The following is a 16,699-nucleotide window of genomic DNA, read 5'->3' on the forward strand; positions in this document are numbered from 1 at the left end:
GGCGCGCGGTGGCATCGCTCGTGCTCAACCACACGCGACGTGACACGCGAGCGACGCACGAGCGCGGCAGACGTTGCACTTCGCCGCCGTGGCGTCGCCGAGCTGCACGCGAAGCGGGCAGCCGCCTGCCGCAGGCGTGAGCACAACCCAGGAGAGCGCACGGCATGGAGACCAAGCACCTTCGCACGCTGGTGACGATCGTCGAGCTGTCGAGCTTCACCCGCGCCGGGCTGAAGCTGGGCTTGAGCCAGTCGGCGATCAGCCAGCAGATCGGCGCGCTCGAGCGCAAGCTCGGCGTGAAGCTGCTGCGCCGCTCGGGGACGGGCGCGAAGCCGACTCCGGCGGGCGAGCTGCTCGTCGAGCACGCGCGGCAGATCCTGGCGCGGATCGACAACGCGCGCCGGCTGCTGTCGGAGCTCGACGCGTCGCCCGGCGGCCTGCTGCGCATCGGCGCAGGTGCGAGCGCCTGCGAGCTGCTGCTCCCCGACGTGCTGCGCGCGCTACGCGCGTCGTTCCCGCGCCTCGAGCTGCACGTCCGCAGCAGCCATGGCGACCTCACCCTCGAGCGCCTGGTCGACGGCGAGATCGACGTCGGCTTGCTGCCGATGCCGGTCGCGCACCCGAAGCTGCGTCTCACGGAGCTCGGACGCGACGAGCTCGTGCTGATCACGCCGCCCTCGCACGCGCTCGCGAACCGCACGCGCATCGAGCCAGCCGACCTCACGAGCGAGCCGCTGGTGATCTGCGGGCGGCGCAGCAGCACGTTCCAGCTCGTCGAGCGCGTGCTGCTCGAGGCCGGCGTGTTCCCGCGCATCGCGATCGAGGTCGATCAGCTGGGCGCGCTGTGCGCGCTGGTCGCGCGCGGGATGGGCGTCTCGGTCGTGCCGCGCTGGGCCGTCGCGACGCAGATCGCCGCCGGCGAGGTCGTGGCCGTGCCGATCGGCCCGCGCGGGCTGTCGCGCGCGTGGGCGGTGGGCTTCCTCGAGGAGTCGAGCCCGCGTCAGGCGCTGCGCGCCTTCGTGCGCCTGTGCGCGGAGGTGCTGCCGACGCGCCTCGAGGCGAGCAGCGAGCTGCCGCGCGACGACCGCAGGTCGGCGCCGATGTGAGGCGGCCGCAACGAGATTGCCGGCGTGCGTTGGCCGGTGTGAGTCGATCGGTGTGGGTCGACCGACGTGAGCCGCGGCCCTGAGCCGCTGCCGTGAGCGGCGTCAGCGCGCCGAGCGCACGCGCTCGGACCGCGCCGGCGCCGAGGCGCCGGCGGCGCTGGTCGCGCTCGCGACGCTCGCGGCCTCGTCGCGCGCTGTCCGCTCGCCCGCGGCCCAGTCGATCCCCGCCTTGCCGCTCGCGAGCTCCTCGCTCGGCGCGTCGAGCAGGTCGCCTAGCGTGTGCGCGGCGAGCTCGCGCCGACGCTGCTCCTCGAGCCCGTGCAGCAGCGCGCAGACGCGCGGATCGGCGCCCTCCGGCGGGCGTCCCTCGCCGAACTCGTCGGCGAGCAGCGACAGCGCGAGCGTGGACGGATCGCGCGCCAGCACGAAGCTCTCTTTGTCCTCGTCCTCGACGACGACGATCGCCTTCGCCTGGCACAGCTTGGCGACGACCTCGGCGACGGTCTCGCTCGAGACGTCGAGCTCCTGGCCGATCTCGCCGAGCTCGACCGCGCCACCGTCGCCGCGGAAGCGCTCCGCCGCGCGCACCAGCACGTGCAGCGCGACCGCCCAGCGCGACACGTCGCGCGACGCCTCGTCCTCGGGCTCCGGACCGTACTCGATCACCGCCGCGAGCTCGGCGCCGGCGAGCACCACGGTCCAGCTGACGTAGATCCACACCAGCGTGACCGGCAGCTGCGCGAGCGCGCCGTAGATCGCGCTCGCGCGCGCGACGCCGATCTGCAGCGTCACGTACGCGACCTGCACGACCTGCCACGCGACACCCGCGAACAGCGCCGCGATCACGATCGACTTCAGGTGCGGGCGGCGGTTCGGCATCACCGCGTAGAGGAGCGCGATCGCGACCACGTTCATCGCGATCGGCGCCAGGCGCAGCCCGAGCAGCACGGCGCCGTGCAGCACCTCTTCCTGCAGCAGACGCTGCAAGAAGCTCTGCTCGCGCACCGCGGACGTGATGCCGACCGCGAGCAGCAGCAGGAAGGGGATCAGCAGCACGACCGCGACGTAGTCGGTGACCTTCCGCCACCAGGAGCGACCCTTCACCACGCGCCAGATGAGGTTGAAGCTCGCCTCGACGCTGCCGAGGACCGAGATCACCGTCACGATCAAAAATGCCGCGCCGATCGCCCCGATCGTGCTGACGTTGATGTTGTCGATGAACGTCATGATGCGCTCGGTGACCTGCGGGTCGAGCGCGAGACGCGAGAGCAGCAGCGGCTCGAGGCGGCCCTGCGCGCCGAGCCCCTTCAGCACGGCGAACATCAGCGCGAACAGCGGCACCACCGAGAGCAGCGTGGTGTAGGTCAGCGCCGCCGCGGCCTCGAGGCAGCGGTCGGCGTAGAAGCGCTCGAAGGTGGCGACGGCGATCCTCCACGCCCGTCGTGGCCAGGTCGCCGTACGTGCGAGCTGCGCGCCCATGCTCGAGCTCATTTGTGCACGCCCGTCCCGGCTTGTCACGACTCGAGCCCGGGGATAGAAGGCGCGCGTTCGATCCCGATCCCACCGAAGCGCCAGGAGGACGTCATGGTCGAGGAGATCATCCTGGAGGAGGAGGCGATCGCTCTCGAGCGAACGCGTGAGGGGACGTGGCCGGGAGAGTCCATACTGGGTCGGCCGATCCGCACCCTGCCGGAGCTGCAGCCACCGATCGTCCTCGGTCCGGACGCGACGGTGCGGGACGCGCTCGGGGTGATGAACCGTGCGACCGTCGGCTGCGTGCTCGTCGCCGAAGGCGGAAAGCTCGTCGGCATCTTCACGGAGCGCGACCTCCTGACCAAGGTCGCTGGCGCGCGCGACATCGACACGACGCGCCTTGCCGACGTCATGACGCGCGATCCCGAGTGCTTGACGCTCGACGACAGCATTGCCTATGCGCTCAACAAGATGAGCGTCGGGGGCTTCCGTCACGTCCCGCTGGTGGACGAGGACGGGCATCCGACCGGGCTCGTCGGCATGCGCAGCGTGGTCGACTTCCTGGTCGAGCTCTTCCCGCGCGAGGTGCTGACGCTGCCGTCGTCGCCGGCGAAGCAGATCTCGCCGACGCGCGAGGGCGCCTGAGCCGCGCTCGGCGCGAAGGGCCCCGCCTCGGGGGCGCGGCGTCCCGACTCAGCGCCAGGCGAAGACCGGCTGCTCGAAGTGCGCGACCCGCGTCGCGCGGCCGTGCATCGCGACCTCGCGGAACTGGAAGACCACCGCCGCGGTCGGCGCGTGGATGTGCGTGCCGATGAGCGGGATCGAGATCACCGGACGGTCGCTCTGCGGGATGCGGCGTAGCCGCGGCACGTCGGGGCGGTCGAGCTCGGCGAGCGGCACGCGGTGCACGGAGGCGACCTCGCGCGGATCGGGCCGCAGCTCGCACGCCGCGCCGGCCCACACCACGACCGGCGTGATCACGAAGCCCGAGCGCGTCGGGTAGTCGTCGAGCAGGCCCAGGACCTGCGACTCCGGGCACTCGAGGCCGACCTCCTCGGCGAGCTCGCGCAGCGCGGCCTCGACCGGCGTCTCGCCCTGGTCGAGCCGCCCGCCCGGTAGCGCCCACTGGCCGCCGTGGTTCGCGAGCCGCGGCGCGCGACGGGTCAGCACGAAGCAGGCGTTGCCGGCGTCGTCGTCGACCACGGTCACCGCGACCGCGGCGCGCACCAGCTCGCCGCCCGGATGCGGCACGCGCTCGAAGCCCGAGAGGTTGCGCGCGAGCCGCTCGCGCATCGCTTCGTCGAAGATCGCTCGTCCGCTGATCGCCGTGGTCGTCGTCTCTACTCTCCGCCCGTCGGCCGCTCGGTGCCGGCATCTCTGCCGTAGCACGCGGCGCTCCGCCCGCACCACGTGGTTGCAGGAGCGCGCACGCGAGGGCTAACCATGGCGGCCATGAGCCAGCTCAGCGTCGCCGACCGCCTCGAGATCCAGGAGCTCCTCTCCCGGTACTGTCACTGCATCGACCGCGGCCGCTGGGACGCGTTTCCCGACCTCTTCACCGAGGACTGCCGGCTCGATCTGAGCCAGGTGATGGGCCTCTACGAGGGACGCTCCGGCCTCCAGGCGTTCGTCGACACCATGAAGCCGCTCGGCATCTTCATGCGACACCTGGTGACCAATGTCGTCATCGACGGCGACGGCGAGCGCGCGCACGTCGAGTCCTACGTCGTCGCCGTCACCGGCTCGGAGGCGAACCCGACCCGCACGACGGGCTTCTACGACGACGAGGTCGTCAAGCAAGACGGGCGCTGGCTGCTGCACCGCCGCACGCTGACGCTCGACGTTCCGAAGGCCTGAACCATGACCGCCGCCGCCATCGTTCCCGAACAAATCCCCACCTTCGAGCTCGGCGAGCGCATGACGCGCGAGCAGATCGAGTTCCTCGACACCTACGGCTTCATCCGCTTCCGCCGCTTCGCGCCACCGAAGCTCGTGCAGGAGCTGCGCGAGGAGGTCGAGGAGATCGACCGCCGACTGATCGCCGAGGGTCGGACGCAGATCAACGGCATCCCGCTGATCATCGGCACGCGCGCCGACGGCACGCGCTACGTGCAGCGCATGGTGTTCGCATCGACCTTCGGCCCGCGCCTGCACGAGTTCCTGAAGGACCCGCGCTTCCAGGCGATCCTCGAGGTCGCGGGCGAAGGCTACCGCATCGCCGAGCGCGAGCGCGACGGGCTGGTCGTCAATCACTACCGGCGCGAGGAGGGCTCGGTCTACCAGAGCCTCGGCTGGCACACCGACAGCCTGCGCGACATCTTCTACTTCGAGAAGCCGCGCCGCTACCTGAACGTCGGCTTCTACCTCGACGACTCGCCGCTCACGAAGGGCGGCGTGCGCGTGCTGCCCGGCACGCACGAGCAGAGCCTGTGGTCGATGCTGACCCACAAGTGGCACTTCCTCGACCACGAGCCGGATCCGAACGAGGTCGCGATCGAGGCCGAGGCGGGCGACCTGACGATCCACGACGGACGCCTCTGGCACCGCGTCGCGCAGGCGACCGTCACCGGCGACGCGAGCCAGCGCCGCGTCATGTACCTGCCGCTGATGAACGGCCCGGTGAAGCTCAAGAACGAGAACAGCCCGACGCCGTTCTACTTCCGCCTGCGCAAGCTCGCGGGCTACTGACGCCGGAGGACGTCGAGGGCGCGGCCGACGTACGTGCGACCGCGCCCTCCCCTGCGTTCAGCCCTCGACCGTGAGCAGCCGCGCGAGCCCGGACTGCGCGCGGTAGACGTTGCACGAGGTCAGCAGCCAGCGCCCGGGCCGGTCGGCGAGGAATTCGATCTTGACGGACTTGCCGGGCGCGACCGCGACCGTGTCCTTCCACGGCGCGCGCGCGCCCTGCCCCGCGAGGAGCCGGAAGCGGTAGCCGTGCAGGTGCAGCGGCTGCCAGAGCGTCGTCTCGTTGACGAGCTCGAGCTCGACGCGCTCGCCCGCGGACAGCGCGAGCGGCTCGCTCTTCGGCTCGCCGCTCACGAACTCGCCGGGGTACGTGAAGCCGTCGACGTTCCAGAGGTAGCGCGCGACGTCGCCGCCGATCCGCATGCGGATGCGCTTCGCCTTGGACGCGCCGGAGAACGCGGTGTCCTGCGGCGCGCGCAGCATCGCGTAGGTCAGGTGGCGCTCGCCCCAGCGCGGCGGCCGCGTGCTGACCACGGGACGCACGCCCGGCGTGTGCAGCACGCCGATCGCGCCGCCCGGCGCGCCCAGCGCCGCGGCGCGCAGCGAGTAGCTGCCCGCGGCGCCCATGGTGAGGATCACGTCGTAGCGCTCGCCCGTGCCGAGCACGAGGTCGTCGACCTCGACCGGCTCGACGGCGCGCCCGTCGGCGGCGACCACCTGCAGAGCATGACCTTCCACCATGAAGCGGAAGAAGGTCGCCGACGAGGCGTTGATCAGACGGAGCCGCACGCGCTCGCCCGGCGACACCTGGTGCGTCCACGCGTCGCGATGGCTGCGCCCGTTCACGAGGTAGGCGCTGTAGCGCACGTCGATCGGAAACGGCGCGTCGCCCGGCAAGAGGTTGATCAGCCGCTGCGCCTGCGCCTCGCCCGGCACGGGGGTCGGCGGGTTGCGCAGCTCGCCGACGATGCGCGCCGGATCGGAGTTGGTCCAGTCCGTGAGCAGCAGCACCAGGTCGTGCTTCACCTCGTGCGGCTCGTCGCGCGCCTCGACCACCAGCGCGCCGACGAGACCGAGCTGGCGCTGCAGCTTCCAGGTCGACTCGTAGAAGTACGTCCCCGGCTCGACGAGCGGCAGCTCGTAGACGTAGCTCTGTCGCGGCTCGATCGGCGGCTGCGTGAGACCCGGAACGCCGTCCATCGCGTTCGGCGCGAGCACGCCGTGGAAGTGCACGGCGGTCGGCTGGTCGAGCTCGTTCTCCACCGTGACGCGCAGCAGCTCGCCCTGACGCGCGCGCAGCTCGTAGCTGGGGAACGTCTGGTTCGCGACGATGCCCTTCACCCGCTGGCCGGCGGGCGACACCTCGCGGCGCGCGACGAGCAGCATCTCCTCGCCCGGACGCAGCGTCGGGTTCGGGCTCGGCTCCTGTGCCCAGGCGTGCTGCGGTCGGAAGACGCCGAAGCGGGACCCGAGCGCGGCACCGGCGCAGGCGGCGCCGAGCGCGAGGAAGCGCCGGCGCGACGCGTGCGCGCGGCCCGTCACGGGCCCGCGCCGCTCAGGCGCCCGCATTTCCGACGCGCTGGCGCGCCTCGCGCACCATCTCGACCAGAACCGCGCGTGCATCGCCCGTGCTCCGCACCTCGCGCGGGAAGTTGATCCGGATTCCGCGCAGCCGCTCCCCTTCGCGCACGCGGACGTGGAAGCCCAGGCGGTCGACGCTCGTCATCGTCGCCTCGGACGCCTCGACGCCCGCGAACACGCGCGCGTAGAGCTGCAGCGCATCAGCGTGGTCCTCGTTCATGTGGTTCAGGATGCCTGGTGCGACGTCGGCCAGCGGATCGGGCTCGGCGGCGCCGTACGCCTCGGCGTCGATCCAGCCCATCGCGCCGAAGCCCGCGACGAAGTACACGTCGCGCACCTCCATCCGATAGAACGCGAAGTCGCCGAAGTCGACCCACGAGCGCGCGCTCTCGTGACGCGCGAGGTAGTCCTCGCGCACCGCCGCGACCTCGTCGTCGGCGACGCGCGCGACGTCGCCGAGCAGCGTCACCCGTCCGAGCGCGAGCGGATCGTCGCCGGCGCCGGGCTGCGTGACCAGCAGGCTCGCGCGCGCGTCGGCGGCCAGGTTCTGCGTGTGCACCGCCATCGCGCTGATGAGGAACGTCGGGCGTCCGCGCGCGTCGACCCCGTACGGCGCGACCGAGCCGAACGGATAGCCGGTCGCGCGTCGCGAGTGCGTCGACAGCGTGCCGGTGCGTCCGACGTGCACGAGCGTGCGCGCGCGCTCGGCGAAGGGCGGCTCGGGGATCTGCGCCTCTGGGGAAGCCGCGTCCGCGGCGTGCTGGCCAGCGTCGTTCGCCATCCTCTCTCCTTCGCCGCGGCACGATACCGGGATCCGCGCGCGCGCACCAGGCGCGGCGTGCGGGGCGCGCGTGACGCTGCACCAGCGGCGCGTGCGACGCATGCGCCGCGTGCCCTTGCGCGGCGCGCCGCGGTCGTCGAGGCTGCCTGCGGGATGACGGCGAAGCTCGGCAGCGCGGCGCAGGTCGAGGCGGCGGTCGCGGAGCTGCAGGACCTCGCGACGCGGGCCGAGGCCGACCCGGCGCTGCACCTCCGCTGCACGCGACGCCTCGCCGAGCTGCGCGACGCCTGGCGCGCGTCGCCGGCGTCGTTCTCGCCGCAGGCGATCGCCGCGCTGCGCGAGGTCGCGCGTCGGCTCGAGCGTCGTTCCGCACCGCAGCCGAGCGATGCCGCCGACACGGCGTTCGAGCGCCATCCGACGCCACAGCCGAGCGGCGACGTCCTCGCGCGCGCCCGCGAGGTGCTCGAGAAGGTGTTCCGCTACGCGAGCTTCCGTCCCGGACAGGAGGAGGTCGTCGCCGCGGTGCTCGCCGGGCGCGACTGCATCGCGGTCATGCCGACGGGCGCCGGCAAGTCGCTCACCTACCAGCTCCCGGCGCGCGTGCTCGGCGGCACGACGCTCGTCGTCTCGCCGCTGATCGCGCTGATGAAGGACCAGGTCGACGCGCTCACCGCGAAGGGCGTGCGCGCGACCTACCTCAACTCGAGCCTCGCGCCCGAGGAGCGCGCGCGGCGCAGCGCCGCGCTCGCACGCGGCGAGTACGAGCTGGTCTACGCCGCGCCCGAGGGCATCGAGGGCGCGGTTGGGCACGCGCTCGCCCGCGCCGACCTCCGCCTGATCGCGGTCGACGAGGCGCACTGCATCAGCCAGTGGGGCCACGACTTCCGCCCGGCGTACCGCAAGCTCGCCGGGCTCAAGCAGCGCTTCGGCGGACCGCCGGTGCTGGCGCTCACCGCGACCGCGACGCCACAGGTGATGGACGACATCGTGCAGCAGCTCGCGATGGAGTCGCCGGCGCGCTGGCGCGGCAGCTTCTTCCGTCCGAACCTGCGGCTCTTCGCGCACAAGAAGGTCGCGGGCGGCAAGCTGCGCGACGCGATCGTGGCGCTCATCCACGCGCGACGCGGCACGAGCGGCATCGTGTACTGCCTGTCGCGGCGCTCGGTCGAGGCGACCGCCGCATTCCTGGTCTCGCGCGGCGTGCGCGCCCTCGCCTACCACGCAGGCATGGAGCCGGAGGAGCGCACCGCGGCGCACGAGGCGTTCCGCCGCGGCGACGTCGAGGCGATCGTCGCGACCATCGCCTTCGGCATGGGCATCGACAAGCCGGACATCCGCTGGGTGATCCACCGCGACATGCCGGGCTCGATCGACGCGTACTACCAGGAGATCGGCCGCGCCGGACGCGACGGCGCCCCGAGCGACTGCATCCTGTTCTACTCGTGGGCCGACGTCGTGAGCCACGACCGCTTCGCGGACGAGGCCGAGCCGGAGGTCGCGGCGCGCGCCCGGCGTCAAGCACGACAGATGTTCGACCTCGCCGACACCGGGCGCTGCCGGCACCGCGAGCTCGTGCGCCACTTCGGCGAGCACGTCGCGGACTGCGGGGGCTCGTGCGACGCCTGCCTCGCGGTCGACGTCGTCGCGGAAGCGCGCGCCGCGGCGCGCGCCGAGAGCGCGACGGCCGGCCGGCGCGCGAGCGCGGCCGCAGCCGGCGCCGCGAAGCCGGGCGCGACGGAGGCGCTCGACGACGAGGCGCAGCAGCTCTTCGGACGGCTCCGCGCGCTGCGCAAGGAGATCGCCGAGGCGAGCGGCGTGCCGGCCTACGTCGTGTTCACCGACGCCGCGCTGCGCGCCATGGCCGTGCGCCGGCCGAGGAGCGAGGAGGATCTGCTGGCGATCCCCGGCGTCGGCGCGGTCAAGCTCGCGCGCTACGGGGCGGCGTTCCTCGCGGCGCTGCGCGACGCGGACGCGCCGGCCGCGCACGGCTGAGCGGCGCTCGCGCGCCCTGCTACGGGAGCGCTCGTAATGCCCGCCTGCAAAGCGTATCTAGGAGAGAATCGACGCACAGACCGGCGGAGGGGAACACGGTGAAGCGCGAGGACTGCACACTCTTCAGCGGCGCGGCCCAGGGAGCCGAGGCGGAGTTCGGCGCCGCCGCCGAGCGGTACGGCATCGAGGAGGTCAACTTCACGTTCGAAGGCCACAGCGACGCGCGCACGCGCGGCATCCGCGTCCTCACGCAGCGCGAGCTCGCGCACGGCGACGTGAGCCTCGCCTACGTCAGCAAGCTGATGCACCGTCGCTACCCCGACACGCCGCTGTTCAAGAAGGTGCTGCAGAGCATCTGGCACCAGGTGAACAACGGCCAGGAGATCTTCGTCGTCGGCAAGATCCTGCCCGACGACACCGTCAAGGGCGGCACCGGCTGGGGCGCCGAGTTCGCGAAGCTGTGCAACAAGCCGCTCTACGTCTTCGACCAGGAGCGCGACGGCTGGTTCCGCTGGGCGGGCGACCGCTGGGAGCCGATCCAGGATCCCGTCATCCAGCACCCGCACTTCACCGGCACCGGCACGCGCTTCCTCGCCGACAACGGCCGCGCCGCGATCGAGGGGCTGTTCAAGCGCACCTTCGGCTGAGAAGGACGCGCGCCGCTGCGCTGCACCGCCCGCGGCGCGCTCGCGAGCTCACGCCGCCGCCGGCAGCCGGCGACGCTTCACCAGGTAGAAGATCACCGGGTAGACGAGCAGCTCCATCACGAAGCTCACCGCGATGCCCCCGACGAGCGGCGCGACCAGCCGCCGCGTGACGTCGGCGCCCGTCCCCGTGGCCCAGAGCAGCGGCAGGAGCCCGATCATGTCGGTCGCGACCGTCATGGTCTTCGGGCGGATGCGCTTCACCGCCCCCTCGTGCACGGCCTCGAACAGGTCCTGCGGCGTGCGCATGCGTCCCTCGGCGACGAAGCGCTCGTAGGCGCCGTCGAGGTAGAGCAGCATCACCTGCCCCGTCTCGGCGTCGACGCCGAGCAGCGCGATGATGCCGACCCACACCGCGAGGCTCATGTTGTAGTCGAGCGCCCACAGGAACCAGAGCGCGCCGATCAGGCTGAACGGCACGGCGAGCATCACCACCGCGACGCGGAACCAGCTCCGGTTCGCGACGTAGAGCAGGAACACGATCAGCACGATGGTGATCGGGATGACGACCGCGAGACGCCGGTTCGCCTGCTCGAGGTACTCGAACTGCCCCGACCAGACGCGCGTGTAGCCCGGCGGCAGCGGCACCTGCTCGTCGACCACGCGCCGCGCCTCGGCGACGTAGCCGCCGAGGTCGCGACCGGCGATGTCGACGAAGATCCACGCGGTGCGCTGCGCGTTCTCGCTGCGGATCATCGGCGGCCCGGGGGTGATTTTGATTGACGCGAGCTGACCGAGCGGGACCTGCAGGCCGTCCTTCGTCGCGACCAGCACCTCGCGCAGCGCGTCCGGATCGTCGCGGAAGTCGCGCAGGTAGCGGACGTTCACCGGGTAGCGCTGCAGGCCCTCGACGGTCGTGGTGATGTTCATGCCGCCGATCGCCGTCTGGATGACGTCCTGCACGTCGCCGGTCGTGAGCCCGTAGCGCGCGGCGGCGGTGCGGTCGATGTCGACGTCCAGGTAGTAGCCGCCGACCGTGCGCTCGGGGTACGCGCTCAGCGTGCCCGGCACCGTCTGCACCGCGGACGCGGTGTGCGCCGCGAGGTCGGCGAGCACCGCCAGATCCGGACCCATGATCTTGATCCCGACCGGCGTCTTGATGCCGGTCGCGAGCATGTTGATGCGGTTCTCGATCGGGTACGGCCAGGCGTTCGCGACGCCGGGGAAATTCACCACCTCGTTGAGCCCGGGGTGCCGCGTGCCGTCGGGATCCGTCCAGCCAAATTTCAGCTCCTCGGTCGTGATGCGCCGCGACTCCGGCCAGAAGGTCGAGGTCAGCGGCCACTTGAGCCAGTCCGGCAGGAAGCTCCACGGGTAGCTCACCTTGCGCGTGCGCCAGCGCTCGGGATCGGTGTGCAGCTGCACGACGGTCTCGATCATCGAGAGCGGCGCCGGATCGGTCGCGGTCTCCGCGCGCCCGATCTTGCCGTGCACGGTCGCCACCTCGGGGAACGTGCGGATCAGCTTGTCGGTGCGCTGCAAGAGCGCCTTGCTCGCGCCGACGCTGATGCTCGGGTCGGTGGTCGGCATGTACAGCAGGTCGCCCTCCTCGAGCGGCGGCATGAACTCCGAGCCGAGGCGCGTCGCGGGATAGATCGCCGACAGCCCGAGGAGCAGCGTCACGACCAGCGTCGCCCACGGGTGGCGCAGCACCAGGCGGAACAGCGGATCGTAGAGGCGCATCGACAGCCGGTTGACCGGGTTGCGCTCCTCGTCCGGGATGCGGCCGCGGATCAGGTAGACCATCAGCACCGGCACCACCGTGATGCCGAGGATGGCGCCGGCCGCGATCGCGAGCGTCTTGGTGTACGCGAGCGGCTTGAAGAGCCTTCCCGACGCCTCGCCGAGCGCGAAGATCGGCAGGAACGCGACCGTGATCACGAGCAGCGAGAAGAACAGCGTCGGCCCGACCTCGACCGCCGCGTCCACGATCACCCGCACCTGACCGCGCGGCGGCTCGCCGCGCGCGACCCGCAAGCGCTCGCGCTCGACGTGCTTGTGCGCGTTCTCGATCATCACGACCGCAGAGTCGACCATCACGCCGATCGCGAGCGCGAGCCCGCCGAGGCTCATGATGTTGGCGTTGATGCCCATCACCTGCATGACCACGATCGAGATCAGCAGCCCGACGGGCAGCACGAACACCGCGACCAGCGCGCTGCGCAGGTGCGCGAGGAACACGACGCAGATGATCGCGACGACGACCAGCTCCTCGATCACCGCGCGCCGCAGCGTGCCGACCGCGCGCTCGATCAGCGCCGAGCGGTCGTAGGTGATGAGCACCATCACGCCCGGCGGCAGACCCTTCTCGAGCTCGGCGAGCTTCGCCTTCGCGTCCTGGATCACCTGGAAGGCGTTCTCGCCGAAGCGCGAGACGACGATGCCGCCGACCGCCTCGCCGATGCCGTCGAGCTCGCCGATGCCGCGCCGCGCCTCGCCGCCGATCTGCAGCACGGCGACGTCGCGCAGCAGGATCGGCGTGCCGTCCTGATCCGTCCCGACCACCACCTCGCCGAGATCCTCGAGCCCCTTCAAGTAGGCGCGGCTGCGCACCATGTACTCGTGCTCGGCCATCTCGATCACCGAGCCGCCGACGTCGTTGTTCGAGCGCCGGATCGCCTCGACGACGTCGGCGAGCGGCAGCGAGAAGGCGAGCAGCTTCTGCGGGTCGAGGACGACCTGGTATTGCTTGACGAAGCCACCGATCGACGCGACCTCGGCGACGCCCGGCACCGCGGTGAGCGGATAGCGCACGTACCAGTCCTGCAGGCCGCGCAGCGTCGCGAGGTCTTGGTTCGACGACGCGAGCTCGCCGCCGCCGAGCGGGCAGCGCCCGGGCTCGCGGAACGCGCGCACGTGCGCGAGGCGCTCGCGGCGCTCCTCCGGCGCGTCGTCGGGGCGCGCGTACCAGCGGTCCTGCTCGACGTCGTGCCACAGCCCGTTCGGCTGCTCCGGACAGTACCAGCCGGGGAAGAGCACGTACTGCAGCACCCAGCCGACGCCGGTCGCGTCCGGTCCGAGCTTCGGCTGCACGCCTTCCGGTAGGCGGTCGCGCGCGAAGTTCAGGTACTCGAGCACGCGACTGCGCGCCCAGTAGATGTCGGTCCCGTCCTCGAACAGCACGTAGACGAACGACAGCTCGAACATGCTGTAGCCGCGGACCACGGTCGCGCCCGGCACCGCGAGCATGGCGCTCGCGAGCGGGTACGTGACCTGGTCCTCGACCACCTCGGGGTTCTGGCCGGGGTAGTCGGTGACGATGATGACCTGCACGTCGGAGAGGTCGGGGATCGCGTCGAGGCGGATGCCGTACGCGCCCCAGACGCCGAGGCCGACCAGGACTGCGGTCAGCAGCAGGACGAGGATGCGGTTGCCCGCGGAGAGCTCGATGATCCGCGCGATCATGGCGACGCCTCGACGGGCTGCTCAGTGGACGTGGCCCGGCGCGCCGAGGAAGCGCTGCAGCGCCTCGCGCACGTTGCTCTCGGCGTCGAGCAAAAACTGCCCGCTGGTGACGACGACGTCGCCGGCGGCGAGCCCGTCGAGCACCTGGACCTGCCCGTCGCGGCCGCTCGGTCCGAGCGTCACCCGGCGCGGCTCGAAGTGGCCGCCCGGGCGCGCGAGGAACACGAGCTGCTCGTCGCCGGTGTCGATCACCGCCTCGCGCGGCGCGAGCAGCGCCCACGGCGCGAGCTCGCTCTCGATCTCGACGGTCGCATACATCCCCGGGCGCATCTGCATGCCGGGGTTGCGCAGCGTCATGCGCGCGACCGTGGTGCGCGTCTTGGGGTCGACGTGCGGGTAGACGAAGTCGATCGTGCCCTCGATCGTCCGTCCTGGCCGGCTCACGAACGTCACGCGCGCGCGCTGCCCGAGGCGCAGCGCCGGCACGTCCTGCTCGAAGACGCGCACGTCGAGCCAGAGCTCGCTGTGGTCGACGATGCGCAGCGCGCGCGTCCCCGCCTCGACCGCGTCGCCCTCGACGATCGGCTTCTCGACGACGTGGCCGGAGATCGGGCTGCGGAAGGTCACCGTCCGGGGCGGCTCCGCGAGACGCGCGAGACGCTCGATCTCGGCGCGCGGCACGCCCAGCAGCTCGAGCTTCTGGGTGGCGGTCGCGACCAGCGACGCGCCGCCCTGCATCCCGCGCGCGCGTCGCGCCGCGATCAGCTCGCCGATCGCGACGTGCAGCTCGGGGCTGTAGAGCTCGAACAGCGGATCGCCGGCGCGGACCTCCATGCCCTCGACGTCGGCGTAGAGCTTCTCGATCCAGCCCGAGACGCGCAGGCTCACGTCGTGCTGGCGCGGCTGCGCCTCGGCGAGGACGCCGGTCGCGCGCACGGTGCGCACGAGCGGTCCCACCGTCACCTCGGCGGTGCGCACGCCCATGTTCTGCACGATCGCCGGATCGATGGTGATCGTGTCCGTCGCCTCGCCGACCACGGCGGGCGCGCCGCGCTCGATCGGCGTCAGCTCCATGCCGCAGATCGGACAGCTGCCCGGCTGGTCGCGGATCACCTGCGGGTGCATGCCGCAGGTGTAGAGGCGCCGCGCCGCGGGCGGCGAGGCGGGCGCAGCGGAGTCCGCGGACGAGGTGCCATGCGCGTGCGGCGATGCCGCGTCGTGCGCATGTGCAGATGTCGCGTCGTGCGCGTGTGCGGGTGTCGCGTCGTGCGCGTGCGCCGCCGTGGCGTCGGGCGCGTGCGCCGACGAGCCCTCGTGTGCGTGCGGCGTCTGTGCGGCGTGCGCGCTCGGCGGCGACGCCTCGTGCGCGTGCGACGTCGCCGCGTCGTGCACGTGCGTCTCGCCCGCGCGCGCGGCGGTTCGCGCCGCGAGCGTCCCGAGGACGAGCAGACACGTCGCCGCGGCCGCGACGGCACCCCGCGCCCACCTCGCGGCGCTCATCGCGCCACCTCCCCGGCCGCGCCGTGCGCCGATGCGAGCGTGGCGGCGTCGTCTCCCGCAGCCGACGTGAGCGCCAGCGCCTCCGTACCACCGACCAGCGCGAGCCTGCCCTCCTCGCTCTCCGCCAGCGCCGCGAGCCGCTCGGCGTCGACGCCGGCCAGCAGCTCGAGCTCGGCGACGCGGCGCTCGCGCGCGACCCGCGTCTCGGCGATCGTCAAGCGCAGCTCGAGCAGCGTGCGCTGCGCCGCGAGCCAGGTGGCGAAGTCGCCGCTGCCGGTCGCGTACGCGCGCTCGGCGGCGGCCGCCGCCTGCTGCGCCGACGCCATCACGTGGCGCTCGAGGACGGCGCGCTGGCGCTCGGCGCTGCGCAGCGCGAGCAGCGCCGCGACGAACGCCGCCTCGCGATCGAGCTCGCCTTGCCGCGCGAGCGCCTCGCTCGCGCGCAGGTTGGCGCGCGCCTCGCGGATGCCGGCCTGGATCTGCGGGATCGTCGTCGCGAGCGTGATCGCGGCGCCGACCACCTGCTCCATGCTGCCGGTGATGCCGGCGAACGGATTGATGTCCGGCAGGTACTGCTGGCGCGCGAGATCGAGCGCCTCGGCCCGTCCCGCGACGTCGCGCCCGAGCGCCGCGAGCTCTGGGTTGGCGCGCGTCCCGACGGCGAGCAGGAGCGCGTCGTCGGGCAGCGGCCGCGGCTCGGGCAGGTCCGGCGGCGGCAGCGGCGCGTCCGGCGAGCGGCCGATCAGCGCGTTGAGCCGCGCGCGCGCCGCGGGGAGCTGTGATTCGAGCTCGAGCAGCTCGTGCTCCGCGTGGCCGTGCGCGACGTCGGCGGCGAGCAGCTCGTCCTGCGGGCGTCCTCCCGCGACGCGCGCCGCAGCGCCTTCGGCCGCGATCGCCAGCAGATCGCGCAGCTCGCGCTGCACGCGGATCTGCTCGGCGAGCAGCGCGTAGTCGAGCCACGCCGTCAGCACCTGGCGCTGCAGCGCGAACTTCGCCGCCGCGAAGCGCTCGCCGGCGGCGCGCGCCTCCTCGGTCGCGACCCGCCCCGCCGCCATCACCTTGGTCGGGAACGACAGGTTCTGCATCGGGTCGAAGCCAACCGACAGCGACGTGCGATCCCAGCCGGTCAGGTTGCCGCCCGAGAACAGGTACTCGAAGCCGAGCTCGACGTTGGTGTTCGGGTAGCCGGCCGCGACGTCGATGCGCTCGACGGCCGCGCGCCACGCGTAGTACGCGGCCTCGAGCTCGCCGTTGGCGAGAAAGGCGTGGCGCAGCACGTCGCGCCAGTCGGGCCGCGGCGGCAGCTCGGGAGCGCTGCGCCGCGCCGCATCGTCGTCGTGCTCGTAGACGGCGCCGGCGCTCTCCATGCGGGCGCGCTCGCGCGCGGCCTCCTGCGTCGTCAGCGTGCAGCCGGCGAGCAGCAGCGCCGCGACGAGGCTCGTATGTCGGGACATCTCTCTCCTCCAGCACGG

Annotated in this window: 13 protein-coding genes; 6 read left to right on the plus strand and 7 right to left on the minus strand. The window is 72.5% G+C overall.

Annotated features, from left to right (window positions below; all coding sequences use genetic code 11):
• Positions 1 to 164 precede the first annotated feature (164 nt).
• Entirely contained in the window at positions 165 to 1,106 is a 942-nt protein-coding gene (locus VIS07_00510) for a LysR family transcriptional regulator (protein ID HEY8513976.1), read from the plus strand.
• A gap of 102 nt (positions 1,107 to 1,208) precedes the next feature.
• Here the strand turns inward: VIS07_00510 and VIS07_00515 are convergent, their stop codons facing one another.
• The gene (locus VIS07_00515) at positions 1,209 to 2,585 is read right to left on the minus strand and encodes a YihY/virulence factor BrkB family protein (GenBank protein HEY8513977.1); all 1,377 of its coding nucleotides are present in this window, start codon (positions 2,583 to 2,585) and stop codon (positions 1,209 to 1,211) included.
• A 105-nt stretch (positions 2,586 to 2,690) separates the two neighbouring features.
• Between VIS07_00515 and VIS07_00520 the strand changes: the two genes are divergently transcribed.
• Entirely contained in the window at positions 2,691 to 3,224 is a 534-nt protein-coding gene (locus tag VIS07_00520; protein ID HEY8513978.1) for a CBS domain-containing protein, read from the plus strand.
• A gap of 48 nt (positions 3,225 to 3,272) precedes the next feature.
• On the opposite strand, the gene VIS07_00525 is transcribed toward VIS07_00520, so the two are convergent.
• A complete protein-coding gene (locus VIS07_00525; GenBank protein ID HEY8513979.1) occupies positions 3,273 to 3,872 on the minus strand; it encodes a CoA pyrophosphatase in 600 nt (199 codons plus the stop codon).
• 159 nt (positions 3,873 to 4,031) lie between these two features.
• On the opposite strand from VIS07_00525, the gene VIS07_00530 reads away from it, so the two are divergent.
• Together VIS07_00530 and VIS07_00535 are read left to right on the plus strand one after the other, a co-directional pair.
• A complete protein-coding gene (locus tag VIS07_00530; GenBank protein ID HEY8513980.1) occupies positions 4,032 to 4,436 on the plus strand; it encodes a nuclear transport factor 2 family protein in 405 nt (134 codons plus the stop codon).
• Positions 4,437 to 4,439: 3 nt separating this feature from the next.
• Positions 4,440 to 5,267: a phytanoyl-CoA dioxygenase family protein gene (locus tag VIS07_00535; GenBank protein ID HEY8513981.1), complete on the plus strand. Its 828-nt coding sequence runs from the start codon at positions 4,440 to 4,442 to the stop codon at positions 5,265 to 5,267.
• Positions 5,268 to 5,324: 57 nt separating this feature from the next.
• Here the strand turns inward: VIS07_00535 and VIS07_00540 are convergent, their stop codons facing one another.
• Together VIS07_00540 and VIS07_00545 are read right to left on the minus strand one after the other, a co-directional pair.
• Complete coding sequence (locus tag VIS07_00540) at positions 5,325 to 6,806, minus strand: multicopper oxidase family protein (GenBank protein HEY8513982.1); 1,482 nt, start codon at positions 6,804 to 6,806, stop codon at positions 5,325 to 5,327.
• A gap of 13 nt (positions 6,807 to 6,819) precedes the next feature.
• The gene (locus VIS07_00545; GenBank protein ID HEY8513983.1) at positions 6,820 to 7,626 is read right to left on the minus strand and encodes a DUF2470 domain-containing protein; all 807 of its coding nucleotides are present in this window, start codon (positions 7,624 to 7,626) and stop codon (positions 6,820 to 6,822) included.
• Positions 7,627 to 7,779: 153 nt separating this feature from the next.
• On the opposite strand from VIS07_00545, the gene VIS07_00550 reads away from it, so the two are divergent.
• Both VIS07_00550 and VIS07_00555 read left to right on the plus strand, forming a co-directional pair.
• Entirely contained in the window at positions 7,780 to 9,618 is a 1,839-nt protein-coding gene (locus tag VIS07_00550; GenBank protein ID HEY8513984.1) for an ATP-dependent DNA helicase RecQ, read from the plus strand.
• A gap of 98 nt (positions 9,619 to 9,716) precedes the next feature.
• Positions 9,717 to 10,265, plus strand: a complete 549-nt coding sequence (locus tag VIS07_00555; GenBank protein ID HEY8513985.1) for a hypothetical protein — start codon at positions 9,717 to 9,719, stop codon at positions 10,263 to 10,265.
• Between the two features lie 48 nt (positions 10,266 to 10,313).
• Here the strand turns inward: VIS07_00555 and VIS07_00560 are convergent, their stop codons facing one another.
• The 3 genes from VIS07_00560 to VIS07_00570 are packed head-to-tail and all read right to left on the minus strand — an operon-like array spanning position 10,314 to position 16,681.
• Positions 10,314 to 13,727: a CusA/CzcA family heavy metal efflux RND transporter gene (locus VIS07_00560; protein HEY8513986.1), complete on the minus strand. Its 3,414-nt coding sequence runs from the start codon at positions 13,725 to 13,727 to the stop codon at positions 10,314 to 10,316.
• Positions 13,728 to 13,748: 21 nt separating this feature from the next.
• Positions 13,749 to 15,227, minus strand: a complete 1,479-nt coding sequence (locus tag VIS07_00565) for an efflux RND transporter periplasmic adaptor subunit (protein HEY8513987.1) — start codon at positions 15,225 to 15,227, stop codon at positions 13,749 to 13,751.
• Entirely contained in the window at positions 15,224 to 16,681 is a 1,458-nt protein-coding gene (locus tag VIS07_00570; protein ID HEY8513988.1) for a TolC family protein, read from the minus strand. The genes VIS07_00565 and VIS07_00570 overlap by 4 nt, the downstream gene beginning before the upstream one ends.
• Positions 16,682 to 16,699 lie beyond the last annotated feature (18 nt).

It is taken from the genome of Candidatus Binatia bacterium (genome assembly GCA_036563615.1).
Lineage (GTDB): Bacteria > Desulfobacterota > Binatia > UBA12015 > UBA12015 > DATCMB01.